Here is a 17,584-nt window from a genome sequence, read left to right as displayed (position 1 = left end):
TAATAATTACTCGGTTTCGATGGCCATGACATGACCCAATCGATCCCAGGGGGACAGGCGTACCCAATTGGTGCGTGACCAGGAGTAACGCTGTCCGTCGAGCTCATCGACCACGGTAAAGTTTGCCGATGATGTCCCCAAGGAGAGTCCGCTCAAATCAATATCGATTTCTCCTTCAACCGTGTTTTCCGGGTCCAAGGAGATCACGACGATGACTGTATCGGGCAATCCGGTCGGTGAGAATCGAGCGGGGACATGCTTGGAGAAGCACAGGATCTTCTCCGAGGTCGTGGGGTGGATGCGAAGATCGTGAAGCTGGCGCAGTGCTGGGTGGCGTTCACGAGCGCTATTGAGAAGTGTGAGTAGAGTCGGGATTCCCGTCTCCTGGGCAAGCTTTGGATCACGAGGCCGGAATTCGTACTTCTCGTTATCGTTGGGTTCCTCGGCACCCTCGCGTTGAATATTCTCAACCCACTCGTATCCCGAGTAGATTCCCCATGAAGGTGCTCCGAGTGCGGCCAGCATCGCGCGAATTGCGAAGATTGCACTTCCCCCAGAGGTCATTTGCGGAGTGAGAATATCGTGCGTCGTCGGCCAGAAGGTTGGACGAATAAGGTGCGCAGTATCGTGTGCGAGTTCCTGAAGATAATCTTCGATTTCTTGCTTTTCGGTTCTCCACGCGAAGTAGGTGTAGGACTGGTCAAAGCCAACCGCGCCCAAGGTACGCATCATTGCGGGGCGGGTGAAAGCCTCGGCAAGGAAAATAACTTCCGGATGACGAGTATGGATTTCTTCTAGGAGCCGTTCCCAGAAAGGAATGGGTTTTGTGTGCGGATTATCGACACGGAAGATCGTCACCCCGTGGGAAATCCACAATTCGAGCATGTTACGAATCGCTGCGTAGATTCCCTCTGGATCTCGATCGAAGTTCAGGGGATAGATATCCTGATATTTCTTCGGGGGGTTCTCTGCGTAGGCGATCGAGCCATCTGCGCGTTGGGTGAACCATTCTGGATGCTCGCTCACCCACGGATGGTCGGGGGAACACTGAAGTGCGATATCCAGCGCAACCTCTAAGCCCAGCTCTTTTGACTGCGCAATGAAATAATCAAAATCATCGAAATCGCCCAGCTCAGGGTGAATAGCATCGTGGCCGCCCTGAGCTGAACCAATGCCGTAGGGGCTGCCGGGTTCACCTCTGTGAGCAACCAGAGAGTTATTCTTTCCCTTTCGATTGGTTAAACCGATCGGGTGAATTGGCGTCAAATAGACGACGTTGAAGCCCATAGATGCAATACGGGGCAGAGCCTCGGTCGCGGTACGCAAGGTTCCCGATACCCAGCGTCCTTTCTTATCCTGGAAAGCACCGTGCGAACGTGGGAAGATCTCATACCACGCACCTGCGAGGGCACGGTTTCGCGCAACGTAGAGAGGGAAACTACGGGTTGACCCGTAGAGGTCGCGGAGTGGGAAATTACGGAAGACTGCGCGCACCGGAGCAGCCAGGCCAGCGGAGAGACGGCGCTGAGGAGTTTGAGTGGTATCGCGTAGGGCCTGTGCGGCAGCAAGTAGGGTTTGAATACCTGCTCGACTTGGCTGCTTTTGAGAAGGATTATTCAGGGCCTCTCCGCGCGCGGCGCGTTCCATCAAGAGCGCGCCTTCTTCGAGCATGAGTTCGACGTCGACCTCAGCTCCAATCTTCACCGAGGCGTCGTGACGCCACGTGGCATAGGGGTCTGACCAGGTATCAATGCGGAAACTCCACTTGCCAACCGCGTCTGGCATCAGCCACGCTTCGTAGCGGTCGAGGCCGGGAGCAATGTCATACATGAGGGCGCGTGAATGGATGGAGCCACCGGGGCGAATGAGAACTGCCTCGGCAGCATAGGCATCATGGCCCTCTCTAAAGACGGTTGCTCGGATAGGAAATGCCTCAAAAACCGTTGCTTTAGCCGGCAAATTCCCGTCCTCAACGACGGGAAAAACTTCAGTGGCCGGGATGCGTGGAAGTAGTGTCTCGTTCACATACTCAAGCCTAATGGATACTGTGACGATCGACATACCCAGGAGGAAAAAAGCTATGAAGGTCCAAAAAGGTGGTGGTTACTTCCGCAGAAGTAACCACCACCTTGAGCGTTCTAAGAAGCTCAGTAGACCATATGCATCGCTTCACGGACCTCGTTCAAGGTCTTCTCTGCACGTTCGTTTGCCTTCTCATTGCCTTGGCGGAGGATCGAGAGCAGGTATCCCGGATCAGCCGCTAGCTCGGCACGACGTGCACGGATTGGTGCAAGCATGTCGTTGAGGGCCTCTGTAACGGTTGCCTTGAGCGCACCGCCGCCACCATCACCGATACGCTCGGCGATGGCTACCGGATCCTCGCCGGTGGCCAAAGAAGCGAGAGTCAGCAAATTGGCTACCTCGGGACGATTCTCGGGATCGAAGGTGATGTGGCGATCTGAATCGGTCTTTGCGCGCTTTAAGATTTTTGCAGTCTCATCTGCGGTCATTGCCAATTCGATCGTGTTGCCGCGAGACTTTGACATCTTCGTTCCATCCGTTCCCAAGAGCAGGGGAGTCTCCGAAAGAAGTGCATCAGGACGGGGGAATACGGCTCGCTTGGGGTCGACGCGACCGTAACGCTTATCGAAGCGCTGAGCAATCAGACGGGTCTGCTCAATGTGAGGGAGCTGGTCTTGCCCAACAGGAACGATATTCGCCTTGCAGAAGAGGATGTCACAGGCCTGGTGTACCGGGTAGGTCAACATCAAACCGGTCATTGCACGACCGTCGGTTGCTTCCAACTCTGCCTTAACCGTGGGGTTGCGGTGCAACTCGGCCTCGGTGACCAGGGAAAGGAAAGGAAGCATGAGCTGGTTCAGTGCAGGAATTGACGAATGATTAAAGATCGTCGTCTTTTCCGGATCCAAGCCAACTGCGAGGTAGTCAGTGACCAAGCCGAGGACGCGTTCTTGAATGGGGCCGACTGCGTCGCGGTCTGTGATGACCTGATAGTCAGCTACAAGCACCCACGTATCGACTCCGCGTTCTTGAAGAAGAACGCGGTTTCGCAGAGTACCGAAGTAGTGACCGAGGTGTAGGCGTCCAGTTGGGCGATCACCGGTAAGCACGCGAAAACGCGTGGGATCTTGGTCGATTGCCTCGTCAATTTCCTTCGAACGTGCAAGAGAGCGCGCGAGGGAAGCATCAGAGGTGGATTGCTCGAGAGTTTCTTCGCTTGTAGTCACCAGCTCAGTTTAGCGTGATCACTGCGCGGGCGAAGAGTCCACGGACGAGAGGTAGATATGCATGCTGAACGGATCCATGGACACCGTCGCATCTGAAGCCTTGTAATCCAGAGTACGTGGCAAGGCCACCGCATCGTTCATCGAGGTCACACCACCATCGTCGATCTGGCTCCATGCGCTATCGAAGACCTGCACCCACTGGACCCCTCGGCCGCGGGGAAGAAGTACATTACGGTCCGCTGTGGTTCCGTTGAAGAGGACAAGAGCATCGCGAGAACGATAGGGGGTGCCTGAACGCAGCATTTGGAATACACGTGAATCGGGCGATGTCCAAACGTCGTCACGCATGGGAACCCCACTCGCGTCATACCACGAGAGGTCAGGAAGCGTATCACCATGGGGCTCGGATCCGGAGAAATACTTCATTGGCCGCAGTGCGGGATGCGCACGGCGTAATGCAAGAAGCCAACGGACGATCTCGAGCTGTTCCTTTTGGAGGTCGGAGAGATCCCAGTCGATCCATGAGATGGGAGAATCTTGGCAGTAGGCGTTGTTATTACCAAATTGCGTGCGGGAAAACTCATCACCCGCAACCAACATGGGCGTGCCAGAGGAAACAAGGAGCGTGGCAAGAAGATTGCGTTGTGAGCGCTGGCGCGCGGGGACAATGTCTTCAACAAAGCCGGTGATATCACGGACATCGGGGTCAACACCCAGAATCGGTGCGGCCAAAGCTCCCTCAAGGCCGTGGTTCCACGAGCGGTTGTTATCCGAACCGTCGCGGTTTTCTTCCAGGTTTGCCAAGTTGTGCTTATGGTCAAATGCCGTAAGGTCGGCCAAAGTAAAGCCGTCATGTGCCGTCACAAAATTGACAGATGCTCCCGGCCCGCGAAGGTATCCGACGCCGTGGCCAAAGAGATCTTGAGAACCCGAAAGACGAGTTGCGAGCTCATTGGCTCCACCAGCCTGTCGTCCCGCACTAAGCTCTCGCAAATCAGAAAGCCAGAAGCTTCGAATGGCATCACGGAAACGGTCATTCCACTCGCAGAAAGGATCGGGGAAATTACCCGTCTGCCACCCGCCTAAACCAACATCCCAGGGCTCTGCGATGAGCTTGGTCTCGCGGAGTAGGGGATCTGCCCCCATCGCAATGAGTAGGGGATGAAGGGGAGTGAAACCGGTTGAAAAACGCCCGATAGTCGCAGCGAGATCAAAGCGGAATCCATCAATTCCCATGCTGGCTACCCAGTAGCGCAGCGAATCCAAAATAAGGGAAATCACCTGAGGATTATCGGTATTAAGTGTGTTGCCACACCCCGTTGTATCGATGATCTGTGAGGGGTAGGCGTCGGTTCGCCTGTAGTACAGAGGGGAATCAAGCCCTCGCAGTGAGAGCGTCGGACCAGTATCTCCGCTCTCACAGGTGTGGTTATAGACCACGTCAAGGATCACTTCAATCCCGGCCTCGTGGAGGATTGAGACCATCCCGCGGAATTCGTCAATCACGGCCTGTGGGCCTCGTGCACGAGCGGCGGCGCTGGCATAGGAAGGCTCAGGGCTAAAGAAGGACAGGGTGGAGTATCCCCAATAATTCGTCAAGCCGCGCTCGACTAAGAAAGGTTCATCAGACTTTGCGTGGATCGGGAGAAGCTCGACAGAGGTCACTCCCAACTCTTTGAGATAACGAACGGAAGCGGGATGCGCAAGACCCGCATAGGTCCCTCGCAGATTGGGAGGAACCTCCGACATGTTCTGCGTGAAGCCTTTGACGTGTAACTCATAGATGACGGTCTCATCCAAAGGAACCTTTGGCTGTGGGGTAATGCGGAATGAGGTGTCAATAACCACGCTATGAGCGTTAAAGGGCGCGGAATCAGTTGTCGAGGGCTCGAGGGGGTAAGAGACCGGGTAGGAATCCTCATCGACTTGGTGCGCGTAGACCTCGGGACGAATGTCGACAGTACCTGCGAGGCCACGGCCATAGGGATCGACCAGAAGCTTGTTTTCGTTAAAGAACAGACCGGCATCGGGATCCCAAGGGCCTTGGGCACGAAAACCGTAGTGGGTTCCAAGGCCGAAACCTTCGATATACCCATGCCAGATGCCGTGATCGGGGCCAAGAAGACGATAACGCTGTTCAAACCCGGTATCCGGGTCGATGACGCAGAAGTCAACCTGGGTAGCACGTGTCGATACCACTGCAACGTTGAGACCTGATCCAGAAACGGTAACGCCCAATTGACGATAGTGAGGATGAGGTTGTGTAACGGCGTGGTAGACGTAATTCGCCTGTTGTGACATTGCCGCCCCTTTTTCTCATGTCAGAACTGAGAACATCATAGTCGTATCCGTCCGGTGGCACACATAGAGCTGCGCGTATCAGCACCGATATGGCACTCTGGATACATGAGGATTGCAGTTCTGGTCAAACAGGTTCCTGATACAAGCTCGGACCGGCGTTTTGAAGACTTACGTTTAGTGCGGGGCGAAGACGATGTTCTCAACGAAGGCGACGAACACGCAGTGGAAGCTGCGGCTGATCTTGTTCGCACTCACGGAGGTGAAGTCATTGCGGTGAGCATGGGGCCAGAAGATGCCAGTGATGCACTGATTCGTGCGCTGGCACTTGGTGCTGATAGTGCTTATCTGCTCTCCGATCCCAAGCTTGAAGGTGCGGATGTCACCGTTTCAGCGCGTGCGCTCGCGGCTTTGCTGACGGTCTTGGCGGATGAGGAACCTTTCGATCTGATCATCGCTGGGATGGCAGCGGCGGATTCGATGACGTCGATGCTTCCCGCGGCGCTTGCGGCGGCTCTTGGCCTTCCCTTGGTTTCGCAGGCTCGAGAGTTAACTGTTGATGTCGAGCACTCACGGCTTAGTGCCTCGCGAAGTGTTGATGGTGTTGATGAATCTCTCGAAGCACCTTTCCCCGCTGTTATTTCTGTTTCAGATCAGCTCAACGAACCGCGTTTCCCCGGTTTTAAGGACCTCAAGGCTGCTCGGATGAAGCCCTTAGTTCGTGCCGAACTTGATGACATCGCCGAGTGTGATCCCAGCGGAGTGCTCTCATCTGTCCTGGCTTCTGGACTCGACGCAATGCCTCTTCGTCTGGAATCGATCGAGGAACATCAACGTGGCGGATCAGGTGAGGTATTCCCCGATACCGGTGATGGTGGCAAGCGTCTTGCGGAATTCATTGAGGAGAAGTTGAAGTGAAGGCTTTGTTGAACTCTGCGGTCGTCGTTCTTGACCTGGTGTCCTCTGAAGGAACAATTGACGCCCGTCACAAGGACATCATTGCTCAGGCTCACGAGTGCTGCGAAGAGCTGCATGCGATTGTCTTGTGCCCCGAGCTCCTTGATTCCCTTGGAGGGGAATTGGGACGAATTGGCGTCTCCTCTGTGATCCCGATTATCTGTCCCGAGGCCGCGCTCACGACATCGGCTTTGCTTTCTTCGCTGGAATCCGCGTATCGAAGCCTGAATCTCCTTGGGGCGCCAATCTTCTTCGCCACGCGTTTCCTTGACCGTGAGTGTGCCGCTTCCCTTGCCGTAATTTTGGGTGGGTGCGCCATTGCCGAGGCCGTCGAGATTCACGTTGAAGAGGATCGTTTGCGCGCGACGACGGATGCTCTTGGTGGCTCGTGGAGGGGAGAAGTCCTTGCCACGGCTGCACCTGCCTGCGTGTGTCTGCGTTCGCGCGGCCTCGTCCCTGAAGAGGTTGAAGGCCAGTGCAAGGTGGCTGAGCCTATTGTACTGTCCTTGAGTGATAAGACCACCAGGGTTCACGAGCGTGCGTACCAAAGTGGAGATGGTCGCCCGAAGGTGACTGAAGCTCAGGTCGTCGTAGTTGGAGGCCGCGGCGCAGGGCAGGACTGGAGTTTGGTCGAAGATCTTGCCGATGCTTTGGGTGCTGGCATCGGTGCAACGCGTGATGCTGTTGATGAAGGCTGGGCGAAGCGCAGCGCGCAAATCGGCCAAACCGGCGTGACGATTGCTCCCAAGCTCTATATCTCTCTTGGTGTTTCAGGTGCAATCCATCACACGATTGGAATGATGTCCTCGGGAACGATCGTTGCAGTCTGTGATGACCCAGATGCTCCGATCTTCGAAATTGCTGATTTCGGAGTTGTCGGAGATCTGTACGAAATTGTTCCCCAAGCGCTGGAGCATATTCGCGCGTGGCGTGCGAATGAGCCCCAGGACAACTGAAAGGCACCCGTGTCGCACTATCTTGATCACGCCGGTTCCACACCCTTGGCACCCGGAGTTCGTCAGGCCTGGCTTGACGCCCAAGACGCTCTCAGTCGGCGTCCTGGAAACCCCGCGGCTCTTCATGCTGGCGGACGTTCCGCTAAGCGTTTGCTGGAGGACGCGCGTGAACGTGTAGGCGCTGCCGTGGGTGTTTCACGCGCGGAGGTTGTTTTCACCTCGGGTGCGACAGAATCAGATGCGCTGGCGCTTGTCGCCGCGTCTCGAGGGATGCGTGAGGCCGACGCAGCGCGCGTTGATGTTTGGATGTCTCCGGTCGAGCATGACGCGGTGTACGAGCAGCGTGAAGTCCTGCGTCGAGAGGGATTTACGCCGCGGATCTTCGCGGTGAATTCTTCGGGGCGTGTGGAGTATTCGGATTTAGGACCAGCAGAATTTGAACGTGCGGCATTAATGTCAATGACGTGGGTGTGTTCTGAGCTTGGAACCATTGAACCTGTGGGCGAATTTGCCAGCTTTGTTCACGACGTGCGGGCAGATCAAGCGCCTCTTCTACATTCGGATGCAGCTCAAGCAATCGGCTACTGCGACGTTAATTTTGCTCAGTCAGGCTTAGACCTATTGTCGATCGGTGGTCATAAAGTCGGTGCTCCTGTTGGCACGGGTGCACTGATCGTTCGTCGAGGGATCAAGATGGTCACTGACCGGCCCGGTGGGGGACACGAACGTGGAATCCGTTCTGGAACCCCCGATGTTGCTGGGGCCTGCGCGCTCGCAGCTGCCCTCGAATTTGCAGTGGAGCATCGCCTCGAGCGTGTCCAACGCGCGCAGAAACTCCGTGAGCGTCTTATTTCCGGCCTCCCTCAGGGGGTGCGTTTAAGTGTTGACCCAGCCACGGCCTCGGCAGCGATTATTCACTTATTGATCCCCACCCACCATCCCGAGGCAGTCCTCTTGGCTATGGATATGGCAGGCGTAGACGTGTCGGCCGGCTCGGCCTGTCATGCTGGAGTGACTCGGCCCTCGCGTGTGGTGATGGCCCTTGGCTACAGTGAAAATCAAGCACTTGGTGTGCTGCGGGTTTCGACGGGAATGGAAACTACCGTAGAAGATATTGATGCTTTTCTTCGCGCACTTCCCGCCGCAATCCGAGCGGGACAGGCATTGGATGAACGAGACAGGATGGATGCATGAGGGTTCTTGCGGCTCTATCGGGTGGAGTGGACTCTGCAGTCGCGGCGGCAAAGGCTGTAGAGGCCGGACACGAGGTCGTTGGAGTGCATATGGCCCTGTCGTCTCAACCCCAAGAATGCCGTTTGGGTTCGCGCGGCTGCTGTTCGGTTGAAGATGCTGCTGATGCTGCTCGTGCTGCCGAAATCATGGGTATTCCATTTTATGTATGGGATCTTGCTGAAGAGTTTGAGCAAACGGTCATCACTGACTTCGTTGAGCAGTACAAGGCCGGACACACCCCAAATCCCTGTGTTCGTTGCAACGAATTCGTCAAGTTTAGGGAGCTTGCCCAGCGTGCTCGAGCACTGGGATTTGACGCGGTTTGTACCGGCCACTACGCGCGTATTGTTCAGACAGATTCGGGTCCTCAGCTCCATCGCGGACGTGACGAGGCAAAGGATCAGTCCTATGTGCTTGCAATTATGGGACCCGAAGAGCTTCCACGTGTGATTTTCCCTCTGGGAGATGCTCCATCGAAATCATGGGTGCGCTGCGAAGCGGAAAGAATGGGGCTGGGAGTATCAAATAAGCCGGATTCTTACGATATTTGTTTCATTCCTGATGGAGATACGCAGGGCTTTCTGCGTTCACACCTCGGGAGCAATCCGGGCGACATTGTTGATACTGAGGGCCGCGTTGTGGGCCGTCACGATGGCTACTGGAATTTCACCGTTGGTCAGCGACGAGGATTGAACTTGGGTAACCCCGCTGCCAACGGGCGGCCTCGTTATGTCGTCGAGACGAAGCCTCAGCTCAACCAGGTCGTCGTTGGTGCCTCTGAATTGCTCTCTATCGACCATATTGATTGTTCTGAACTCGTGTGGCTTGCGCCCGATGATCTGGGAGAGATCGATGAGGTCGCCACACGCGAGTTTGGCCCAAGTCTTGGCCAGCGCTGCCTGAATGAAGTCGATGAGCACGTCGTGACAGCCCAGATTCGTGCACATGGGGTGCCCAGCGTGGTGACCGAGCTTGTTCGCGAGAATGATGAAGACGGAAGCTCACGGCTATCTGTAGCTTTGGCGCAGCCAATCCGCGGTGTCGCTGCTGGGCAGTCTTTGGTTTTGTACCGGGGTACTCGAGTGATTGCCGAGGCGACAATCGAGCGCGCGTACCGCGGGTAGGCGAGCGCGGCCTCGTAGGGGCAAAGGAATTTATCAGTGCGCAAGATGGGACTCGAACCCACACGTCAAAGACACTGGAACCTAAATCCAGCGCGTCTACCAATTCCGCCACTCGCGCAACAGCACAGAGTTTACCTTATCGGAAGGGGTAAGCGCTGAGGATCTATCTTGGATGGGCGCAGGAATGGAACCCCAGCTAAGCTCAGCTTATGACTCAACTTCAGGTGGGGGAGAAGGCTCCCGATTTCACTCTTGAAACAACTCACGGCACGCTTTCCTTGCACGATCTGCTGGGACAGGCGAAGTCAGGTGTGGTTGTTTATTTCTACCCCAAGGCATCGACCCCCGGCTGCACGAAAGAAGCATGCGATTTTCGTGACAGCCTCAATTCCCTTAAAGGCGCGGGGTATTCGGTAATTGGCATTAGTGCCGATTCGATGACTGCTCTTGAGAACTTTGCTTCGCGTCAAGGTCTGAATTTCCCCTTGGCTTCGGATCCCGAAAAGGAAGTTCTTACCCAGTGGGGTGCCTTTGGTGAAAAGAAGAACTATGGAAGGGTTTTTCAAGGAATTATCCGTTCCACAGTTGTTCTTGATCCCTCGGGAACCGTCACCCACGCGCTGTATAACGTGAAGGCAACGGGGCATGTCGCACGTGTGCGGAAGCTACTGGGATTAGATCAATAAAGCTGCTCAACAGGAAATCGGGCCAAACCGCTCCATTGCGATTTGGCCCGATTACTCTGTGGCGTCGGGATAACCTCGAGGCAACTTTGAAAATCCCCGGACTAGCTTGCCAATCACGTAGAAGATGCGTGTTGTGAAGCTGAAGGTTCCCCCTATAGAGAGGTTGCCTGAATCTCCGGATCGAAAAGCGGCACCGGTGAAGGGCGACGTTCTTCTGCTGTAGCAAAGGCCTCTGCTGCGCCAACCACAGTGTGTAGATCGTGCCCATCAAGCATCCACTGTGCCGGAGTTGTTTGCTCTAAGACCTCGAGCGGACGCTGGAACCATGTTGCCGCAGTCAATTGATGCACGCGTCCACGTAGACGCCCGAGCACTTCGGACATGTCATCAATAACCGAGTGGTTAGCCATGAGTTGCCATGTGGGGTAGTACCACATAGTCGTGGGCGATTGAACTGCAAGAATACGGTTTGTTCGCACGGCTTTGTTGATGCCTTGACGCGAGATACCCAGCCAGGCAACGATGTCCGATGTGGTACATACGGGGCCAACGAGCTCGTGAAGACCCGGACGCGGGTCTGTCATAGAACGGATCAGGTGAGTCGCTTGTTCGACGATATCTGGGGTAATCACCGTGCGGCGACGGGCGCTGAGCTGTTGTTCAATAGATGCGAGCAGATCTTTCTCAGAAGAAGTAAGACGACGCATAAGAAGCTCCGAGGATAGTAGGGCACGAATACTCATAGTCGTATCCGACCATTGGCGCCGCCTCGGCAATGGGTGCGTCATGGGGGACTTGAACCCTCAACCCGCTGATTAAGAGTCAGCTGCTCTGCCAATTGAGCTAATGACGCTTGGGTTTATGTGTTAACAGTAGCACATCTATCGACATACTGCGTGCGTCATGAGGGAATTGAACCCCCAACCCGCTGATTAAGAGTCAGCTGCTCTGCCAATTGAGCTAATGACGCGTGTCCTTGGGACAGGAGAAAACAATACATACGTTTTGAGCACTTCGCAAATCAACTCTGCCTTTCTCAAGCCGCAAGGCGGTAGGCTAGGGGAGTGCAAGCAGCTGACATTTTTATGAGCGATAGTCGCTTAGTACGCGAGAACGCCGTTACTCAGGACTATCTCAAGACGATCTGGAGCGCTGAAGAGAACGGGCAAGCCGGTATTGCGGTCCGTCTCCTTGCTTCGCGTGTCGGCGTTGCTGTCTCCACGGCCTCGGAGAAGGTCAAGCGTTTGGTTGCTGAAGGGCTTGCTTTTCACGAGCCCTATGGAAAAGTCACCTTGACTGAGCAAGGGCGTCGACGCGCACTGGAAGTGGTCAGGCGCCATCGCTTGCTCGAAACCTATCTGCATGATGCGCTTGGTTTTGAGTGGGACGAAGTTCACGAGGAAGCGGAAATCCTCGAACATGCAATCTCAGACCGACTGCTCAATCGAATCGATGAGCGCCTGGGTCACCCGGCGCGTGATCCACATGGAGACCCGATTCCTTCTGCAGATGGAATCGTCGAGCTTTTAGCGGCGGTTCCTCTTGTCGAGGTCATCCCGGGAACCAGAGTGTGTATCGCGCGTTTTAGCGACAGTGACGCGGCGAGATTGCGTTCGATTGAAAACAAAGGGCTTGGTCTTGACGATCAGGTTGAGGTTCGTCAGCGTGGCGAGAATGGCGAGCTTGTGCTCAGCGTTTATCCGTCTAGAACTCGCAGTGGGACTCAGAAAAAAGAGCGACGCCTTGAGCTGAGTGCCCAAGAAGCCGCCCTTATTTCTGTAGTGTGATTGCTGCCTAAGTAGCGCTTGCCAAATTGCCTGAGGCTAGTTCAGCGCGTTCATCGACGCTGGAACTTGCGCGCTGTAACCCGCACTGATCAGCTCCCGGCGAAGCTTATCCATGGCCTCGTCAAGCTCGGTATCACTGGCCGGAGCAGCATTACTGAGCAGGACGTCACTTTCTTGACGGAGGGGAATGACATGGAGGTGGGTGTGTGGCACCTCGAATCCAGCGATCACCAGACCGGAGCGCTGTACTCCAAAAGCGACTTCTTGGACGCGTCCAATAAGCTGCGCGACCTTCATGAGATGTTGGCACGTTGATGAATCCAAGGCTGTCCATGAAGGGACGGGGGAGCGCGGAACAACCAAAACGTGCCCGGGACTTGTCGGCTCGATTGTCGCGAATGCGACGCAGATGTCGTCGGCCCACACAAAGCGTCCGGAGAATTCTCCGGAGATGATTTTTTCGAAAACGGTACTCATAGCTCTATTGTCAAGCCCCGGGCCGGTTTTGCCTAGTGGGAATAAACAGGCAAATTCGCGCCAATGCACTAACCTATATAGGGCATAGAACGAGCCTGAAGATTGCGAATTTTCAGGGTAAATGGAGGCAAGGATGAGCGAGATCTCGGCAGGCGAGCCCAATTTCCGTTATACGGCACAGTTGGCCGGTGAGATCGAAAACAAGTGGCAGGACCTATGGGACGAGCGAGGGACATTCTTTGCGGATAACCCTGAAGGAGATCTTGCTGGAGACCTTGCCTCGCGTGATCCCTTCTTCCTCCTTGACATGTTCCCCTACCCCTCAGGTAAGGGTCTTCACGTTGGGCACCCACTGGGCTATATCGCGACCGATACGGTTGCTCGTTTCCACCGCATGCGTGGTGAAAATGTTCTCTACACAATGGGATATGACGCTTTCGGTCTTCCTGCGGAGCAATTCGCTGTTCAAACCGGTCAACACCCGCGTGTAACGACCGAAGAAAATATTGCCAACATGCGACGCCAGCTGCGTCGCCTGGGCCTTTCTCATGACCGTCGTCGTTCGTTTGCAACCACTGATGTCGACTACGTTCACTGGACTCAGTGGATCTTCCTGCAGATCTTTAATTCGTGGTTTGATCCCCAGACGCCCCGTCGTGATGGCCGAGGCCTGGGGGCCGCGCGCCCGATTTCTGAGCTTGTTGCGCAGTTTGAGTCAGGAGAGCGTGAGCTCCCAGAAGAATTCTCCGCTCGATCATGGAATGAGCTGAGCCCGCGTGAGCGTGCGCGCGTTATTGACTCCTACCGACTCGCCTATATTTCTGAGGCTCCGGTCAACTGGTGCCCCGGTCTGGGTACAGTTTTGGCGAATGAAGAAGTGACCGCTGAAGGACGTTCAGAGCGTGGTAACTACCCGGTCTTTAAGCGCTCATTGCGCCAGTGGATGATGCGAATCACTGCTTACGGCGATCGCCTGATCGAAGACTTGGACACCATTGATTGGCCCGAAAAGGTGCGCACGATGCAGCGCAATTGGATCGGCCGCTCTCATGGTGCAGAGGTCGATTTCCGCGCCGTTGGTGATGGCGTGTCAGATAGCGAGTTCACCGTTTACACGACACGTCCCGATACGCTCTTTGGAGCGACCTTCGTGGTCTGGTCTCCCGAGCATCCCCTGCTTGGTGGAACCACTCCCGGTTCTTCCTCGGACCAGGCTGCGCTCAAACTTCCTGCATCTTGGCCGCAAGGAACTCGCCCTGAATGGAGCGCGGGCTATGAAACTCCTGCAGAAGCAGTGGCCGCTTACCGTGCACAGGCTGCCGCAAAGACCCCGGAGCAGCGCGCAGAAGATGCGGGGGAGAAGACCGGTGTTTTCACTGGGTTGTGGGCAATTAACCCCGTGAACCAGAAGCGTATCCCCGTCTTTATTGCTGACTACGTGTTGATGGATTACGGAACTGGCGCCATCATGGCGGTTCCTGCGCATGATGATCGTGACTGGGAGTTTGCGCGTCGTTTCCATCTGGATATCATTCGCACGATCGGTGATGCTGAGGATCCCACGGCCCACGATCTGACTCAGAGCGCCTACACCGGTGACGGTGTTGCTGTCGACTCAGCCAATGAGGAAATCAGCCTCAATGGCCTCGATAAGGATGCTGCTAAAGCAGCGATGACGCAATGGCTGGAATCCAAGGGACTGGGGCGCGCCGCAACAACCTATCGCCTACGCGACTGGCTCTTTAGTCGTCAGCGTTACTGGGGCGAGCCCTTCCCGATCGTGTGGGATGAGGATGGCGTTGCGCACGCGCTTCCTGAAGATATGCTCCCCATCGAGCTTCCTGAAATCAGTGATTATTCACCGCGTACCTTCGACCCCGACGATGCCGATACCGAACCCGAGGCGCCTCTGGGACGCGCTCAGGAATGGGTCAATGTCACCCTTGATTTGGGGGATGGCCCCAAGAAGTACCGCCGCGAGACGAACACCATGCCTCAGTGGGCAGGTTCGTGCTGGTACGAAATGCGCTATACCGATCCGAATAACCCCACGACCTTCGCCGGTGCAGAAAATCTGAGCTATTGGATGGGGCCGCGTGAGGACAAGATCAGTGGTGGAACTGATCTGTACATTGGCGGTGTCGAGCACGCTGTGCTTCACCTGCTCTATGCACGCTTCTGGCAAAAGGTTCTCTTCGATCTTGGATTCGTTCCCGATAGCGAGCCCTACCACAAGCTCTTTAACCAGGGCTACGTGCAGGCTTACGCGTACACCGATACGCGCGGACAGTACGTCCCGGCTGACGAGGTCGAAGGCGATGAGACAAGCGGCTTCACCTGGAAGGGACAGCCCGTCAATCGCGAATACGGCAAGATGGGCAAGTCGCTCAAGAATATCGTCACGCCTGACGAGATGTACGACGCCTACGGTGCGGATGTCTTCCGTGTCTACGAAATGAGCATGGGACCCCTGGATGTTTCGCGTCCGTGGGATACACGTGCAGTCGTCGGCTCGCAGCGCTTCCTTCAGCGCTTGTGGCGAAACGTCCTTGATGAAGAGACGGGCGAGGTCACCGTTAGCGATGAGCCGATGGACAAGAAGACGGCTCGTCTGCTGGCACGTACCATCTCTGAAGTCACCGTTGAATACGAGAACCTGCGTATCAACACGGCGATCGCCAAGCTGATTGTTCTGAACAACCACCTGACATCTTTTGATCGTGCCCCTCGCGTTGCCGTCGAGGCATTGATTCTTATGCTCTCTCCTGTTGCTCCGCACATTTGTGAGGAACTGTGGCAGAAGCTGGGACACGAGGAATCGCTTGCTCGCGTACCTTTCCCGGTCGTGGAAGACGAGTCCTTGCTTGAAGACGACACCGTGACGGCTATTGTTCAGGCCAATGGCAAGCTCCGTGCGAAGCTTGAGGTTCCCGTGTCGATTAGCGAAGATGATTTGCGCGCTCTTGCTCTTGAGCAGGCGCCGATTGTCAAGCTTCTTGATGGGCGCGACCCCTTAAAGGTTATCGTTCGTGCGCCGCAGCTGGTAAACATCGTTCTCCCAAAGTAACCATGCCTGAAGGAGATGCGATCCATCGGATCGCCAACACGTTTTCTGTCCTCTTCCAGGGCAGCCAGGTCGAGACTTCGTCACCGCAGGGGCGTTTTGCCTCATCCGCACAGTTGATTAACCACCACAAGGTTGTCGCTGTGCGGGCGGTGGGTAAGCACATGTTTGTTGGTTTTATGCCGGCCGAGGCTGCCGCCTCTTGTGCTGAGGAAGCGAGGTCTGCGGAGGCTGAGTTTGCCGCTCACTTGGGCAGTCCCGAGGCCGAGGCCGCATTGCCCTTCACGGGATCATCGCCGTTGTGGGGAGAGCACGCTTTCCCCTGTGACGAGGAGCTCCAATGGCTCCATATTCACTTGGGTCTCTATGGGTCTTGGCGTTTTGATGCTGATGAGCGTGCATTTGATGTCCCATCCTCCATTGGAGCGCCACGCACGAACTGGGTGGCAACAAAAGGTCACCGACATGCGGCTCTGAAGTGGGCAAGCTACGCAGACGATACTCTGTACGTCGAAGATAATTTGGCGTCTGGAAATATCCAGAAGCACGGTGAAGAATGGAATGCCCCCGATCCTGTTGGACAGGTTCGCCTGCGCGTGTTGTCTGAGCACGCAGTCGCAGATGTTACCGGTCCGAATCGGTGCGAGCTAATTTCCGATGAAGATCGACGTGTTGTCGAATCCAAGCTAGGGTGTGACCCACTTCAGCCGGGTGCCACGCAAGATCCTGCAACGCGTAAGCGTTTCATTGAGATGATCCGCGGACGTAAACGTCCGATCGGTGAGCTCTTAATGGACCAGTCGATCGCTGCTGGAGTTGGGAATATCTATCGTGCGGAAGCATTGTTCCTGGCCGGTATTTCACCGATGAGGGCAGGTAATCGCCTCTCGGTTCAGCGTGTTGGGCATCTGTGGGATATCGTCTGCGAGCTGATGACGCGAGGCCTAGAAATTGGACGTATCGATACGATTCGCCCCGAGGATCAGCCTGATCCAATTCCAGAAGGCGATGAAGAATTGGCGCGCTGGTACATCTACCATCGCAGCGGACGGCCATGCATTAAATGCGGGACGATGATCAGTGAAAAACTCATGCAAAATCGCCGTCTTTTCTGGTGCTCGAATTGCCAGAACTAAAGCGGTAGGAAGACTTCGCGGTAGGGGACAGCTCAACTAATTGCAAAGTGTTTCCCTGTGCTTGAAGCATTTCTGTCTAGCTTGTGGGGGAGTTTTCGCCTTCTTGGAAGATGTCGTAGATCTGAGGAAGGTGAACATTCGCCTCGTCGATTCTGACGATGAGTGAGGATGCTCCCCAGTCCTTACAGCGACGCGCGCACTCTGCGACTAATGCAGTAGCGATTCCGCGGCCTCGGAACTTTGGGTGAACCATCAGGTCAATGACCTGTGGAAGTCCGCTGGGTTCCTCGACGGGGGGATCGACGACGACGATGATCGCGGCGATTAACTCTCCTTCGATCCAACCGCCTAGGAAAGATCCCTCCAATGGAGTGCCGAAAACCCCGTCAAAGCACAGGCGCATCTCGTCTGTTGCTTCAATATTCGCCTCGATACTTGGGCGGATACCGTATGCGGCTAAAGAAAGCTCAGCAAGTTCCGGGATATCGAAACGTGTCAGTACGCCGATCTCGCACTCTGTTGCACCGCGAAGGCGCGTCAGTGCGTCAATCTGTGCTTGTAGAGAATGTTTATCCATAAGGACAGAATATGTGATCTGTTACACGGGTGACGGCGCGT

General features: G+C 55.5%; 14 protein-coding genes and 3 tRNA genes. 8 read left to right on the top strand and 9 right to left on the bottom strand.

Going from position 1 to position 17,584, the window contains the following annotated elements:
• Window positions 1-6: 6 nt before the first annotated feature.
• From HGAS_RS01325 to glgX, 3 genes are all read right to left on the bottom strand, one after another.
• On the bottom strand, window positions 7-2,025 hold the full coding sequence (locus HGAS_RS01325) for a maltotransferase domain-containing protein (RefSeq protein ID WP_019126150.1): 2,019 nt from the start codon (window positions 2,023-2,025) through the stop codon (window positions 7-9).
• Window positions 2,026-2,147: 122 nt separating this feature from the next.
• The gene (trpS, locus tag HGAS_RS01320) at window positions 2,148-3,248 is read right to left on the bottom strand and encodes a tryptophan--tRNA ligase (RefSeq protein ID WP_019126149.1); all 1,101 of its coding nucleotides are present in this window, start codon (window positions 3,246-3,248) and stop codon (window positions 2,148-2,150) included.
• Window positions 3,249-3,266: 18 nt separating this feature from the next.
• On the bottom strand, window positions 3,267-5,549 hold the full coding sequence (gene glgX / locus HGAS_RS01315; protein WP_019126148.1) for a glycogen debranching protein GlgX: 2,283 nt from the start codon (window positions 5,547-5,549) through the stop codon (window positions 3,267-3,269).
• A 105-nt stretch (window positions 5,550-5,654) separates the two neighbouring features.
• Here glgX and HGAS_RS01310 point away from each other — a divergent pair, with 105 nt between their 5' ends.
• The 4 genes from HGAS_RS01310 to mnmA are packed head-to-tail and all read left to right on the top strand — an operon-like array spanning window position 5,655 to window position 9,816.
• Window positions 5,655-6,464, top strand: a complete 810-nt coding sequence (locus HGAS_RS01310) for an electron transfer flavoprotein subunit beta/FixA family protein (protein ID WP_019126147.1) — start codon at window positions 5,655-5,657, stop codon at window positions 6,462-6,464.
• Window positions 6,461-7,459 carry an electron transfer flavoprotein subunit alpha/FixB family protein gene (locus tag HGAS_RS01305; protein WP_019126146.1) on the top strand — a complete coding sequence of 333 codons (999 nt, stop codon included), beginning with the start codon at window positions 6,461-6,463 and terminating at the stop codon, window positions 7,457-7,459. The genes HGAS_RS01310 and HGAS_RS01305 overlap by 4 nt, the downstream gene beginning before the upstream one ends.
• A 9-nt stretch (window positions 7,460-7,468) precedes the next feature.
• Window positions 7,469-8,653, top strand: coding sequence for a cysteine desulfurase family protein (locus HGAS_RS01300; protein WP_019126145.1), 1,185 nt, complete (start codon window positions 7,469-7,471; stop codon window positions 8,651-8,653).
• Entirely contained in the window at window positions 8,650-9,816 is a 1,167-nt protein-coding gene (mnmA, locus tag HGAS_RS01295) for a tRNA 2-thiouridine(34) synthase MnmA (RefSeq protein WP_019126144.1), read from the top strand. The genes HGAS_RS01300 and mnmA overlap by 4 nt, the downstream gene beginning before the upstream one ends.
• A 37-nt stretch (window positions 9,817-9,853) precedes the next feature.
• Here the strand turns inward: mnmA and HGAS_RS01290 are convergent.
• Window positions 9,854-9,934 (bottom strand) — tRNA-Leu (locus HGAS_RS01290).
• Window positions 9,935-10,025: 91 nt separating this feature from the next.
• Here HGAS_RS01290 and HGAS_RS01285 point away from each other — a divergent pair.
• Window positions 10,026-10,502 (top strand): peroxiredoxin, encoded by a 477-nt coding sequence (locus HGAS_RS01285; RefSeq protein ID WP_019126143.1) that lies wholly within the window; start codon window positions 10,026-10,028, stop codon window positions 10,500-10,502.
• Between the two features lie 152 nt (window positions 10,503-10,654).
• On the opposite strand, the gene HGAS_RS01280 is transcribed toward HGAS_RS01285, so the two are convergent.
• From HGAS_RS01280 to HGAS_RS01270, 3 genes are all read right to left on the bottom strand, one after another.
• A complete protein-coding gene (locus HGAS_RS01280; RefSeq protein ID WP_034233497.1) occupies window positions 10,655-11,245 on the bottom strand; it encodes a hypothetical protein in 591 nt (196 codons plus the stop codon).
• 37 nt (window positions 11,246-11,282) lie between these two features.
• Window positions 11,283-11,355 (bottom strand) — tRNA-Lys (locus tag HGAS_RS01275).
• A 44-nt stretch (window positions 11,356-11,399) separates the two neighbouring features.
• Window positions 11,400-11,472: transfer RNA gene (locus tag HGAS_RS01270), tRNA-Lys, on the bottom strand.
• Window positions 11,473-11,587: 115 nt separating this feature from the next.
• On the opposite strand from HGAS_RS01270, the gene HGAS_RS01265 reads away from it, so the two are divergent.
• A complete protein-coding gene (locus HGAS_RS01265; RefSeq protein WP_026066558.1) occupies window positions 11,588-12,289 on the top strand; it encodes a metal-dependent transcriptional regulator in 702 nt (233 codons plus the stop codon).
• A gap of 36 nt (window positions 12,290-12,325) precedes the next feature.
• On the opposite strand, the gene HGAS_RS01260 is transcribed toward HGAS_RS01265, so the two are convergent.
• Entirely contained in the window at window positions 12,326-12,766 is a 441-nt protein-coding gene (locus HGAS_RS01260) for an HIT family protein (RefSeq protein WP_019126140.1), read from the bottom strand.
• A 133-nt stretch (window positions 12,767-12,899) separates the two neighbouring features.
• Between HGAS_RS01260 and HGAS_RS01255 the strand changes: the two genes are divergently transcribed.
• Together HGAS_RS01255 and HGAS_RS01250 are read left to right on the top strand one after the other, a co-directional pair.
• Entirely contained in the window at window positions 12,900-15,833 is a 2,934-nt protein-coding gene (locus HGAS_RS01255; RefSeq protein WP_019126139.1) for a leucine--tRNA ligase, read from the top strand.
• Window positions 15,834-15,835: 2 nt separating this feature from the next.
• On the top strand, window positions 15,836-16,966 hold the full coding sequence (locus HGAS_RS01250; protein ID WP_019126138.1) for an Fpg/Nei family DNA glycosylase: 1,131 nt from the start codon (window positions 15,836-15,838) through the stop codon (window positions 16,964-16,966).
• Window positions 16,967-17,042: 76 nt separating this feature from the next.
• On the opposite strand, the gene HGAS_RS01245 is transcribed toward HGAS_RS01250, so the two are convergent.
• Window positions 17,043-17,543: a GNAT family N-acetyltransferase gene (locus tag HGAS_RS01245; protein ID WP_019126137.1), complete on the bottom strand. Its 501-nt coding sequence runs from the start codon at window positions 17,541-17,543 to the stop codon at window positions 17,043-17,045.
• Window positions 17,544-17,584 lie beyond the last annotated feature (41 nt).

Source organism: Actinomyces sp. ph3, from assembly GCF_000308055.1.
Classification (GTDB): Bacteria; Actinomycetota; Actinomycetes; order Actinomycetales; family Actinomycetaceae; genus Pauljensenia.
The sequence above is the reverse complement of the archived record's forward strand: the minus strand, read 5'-3'. Positions and strand labels throughout refer to the sequence as shown.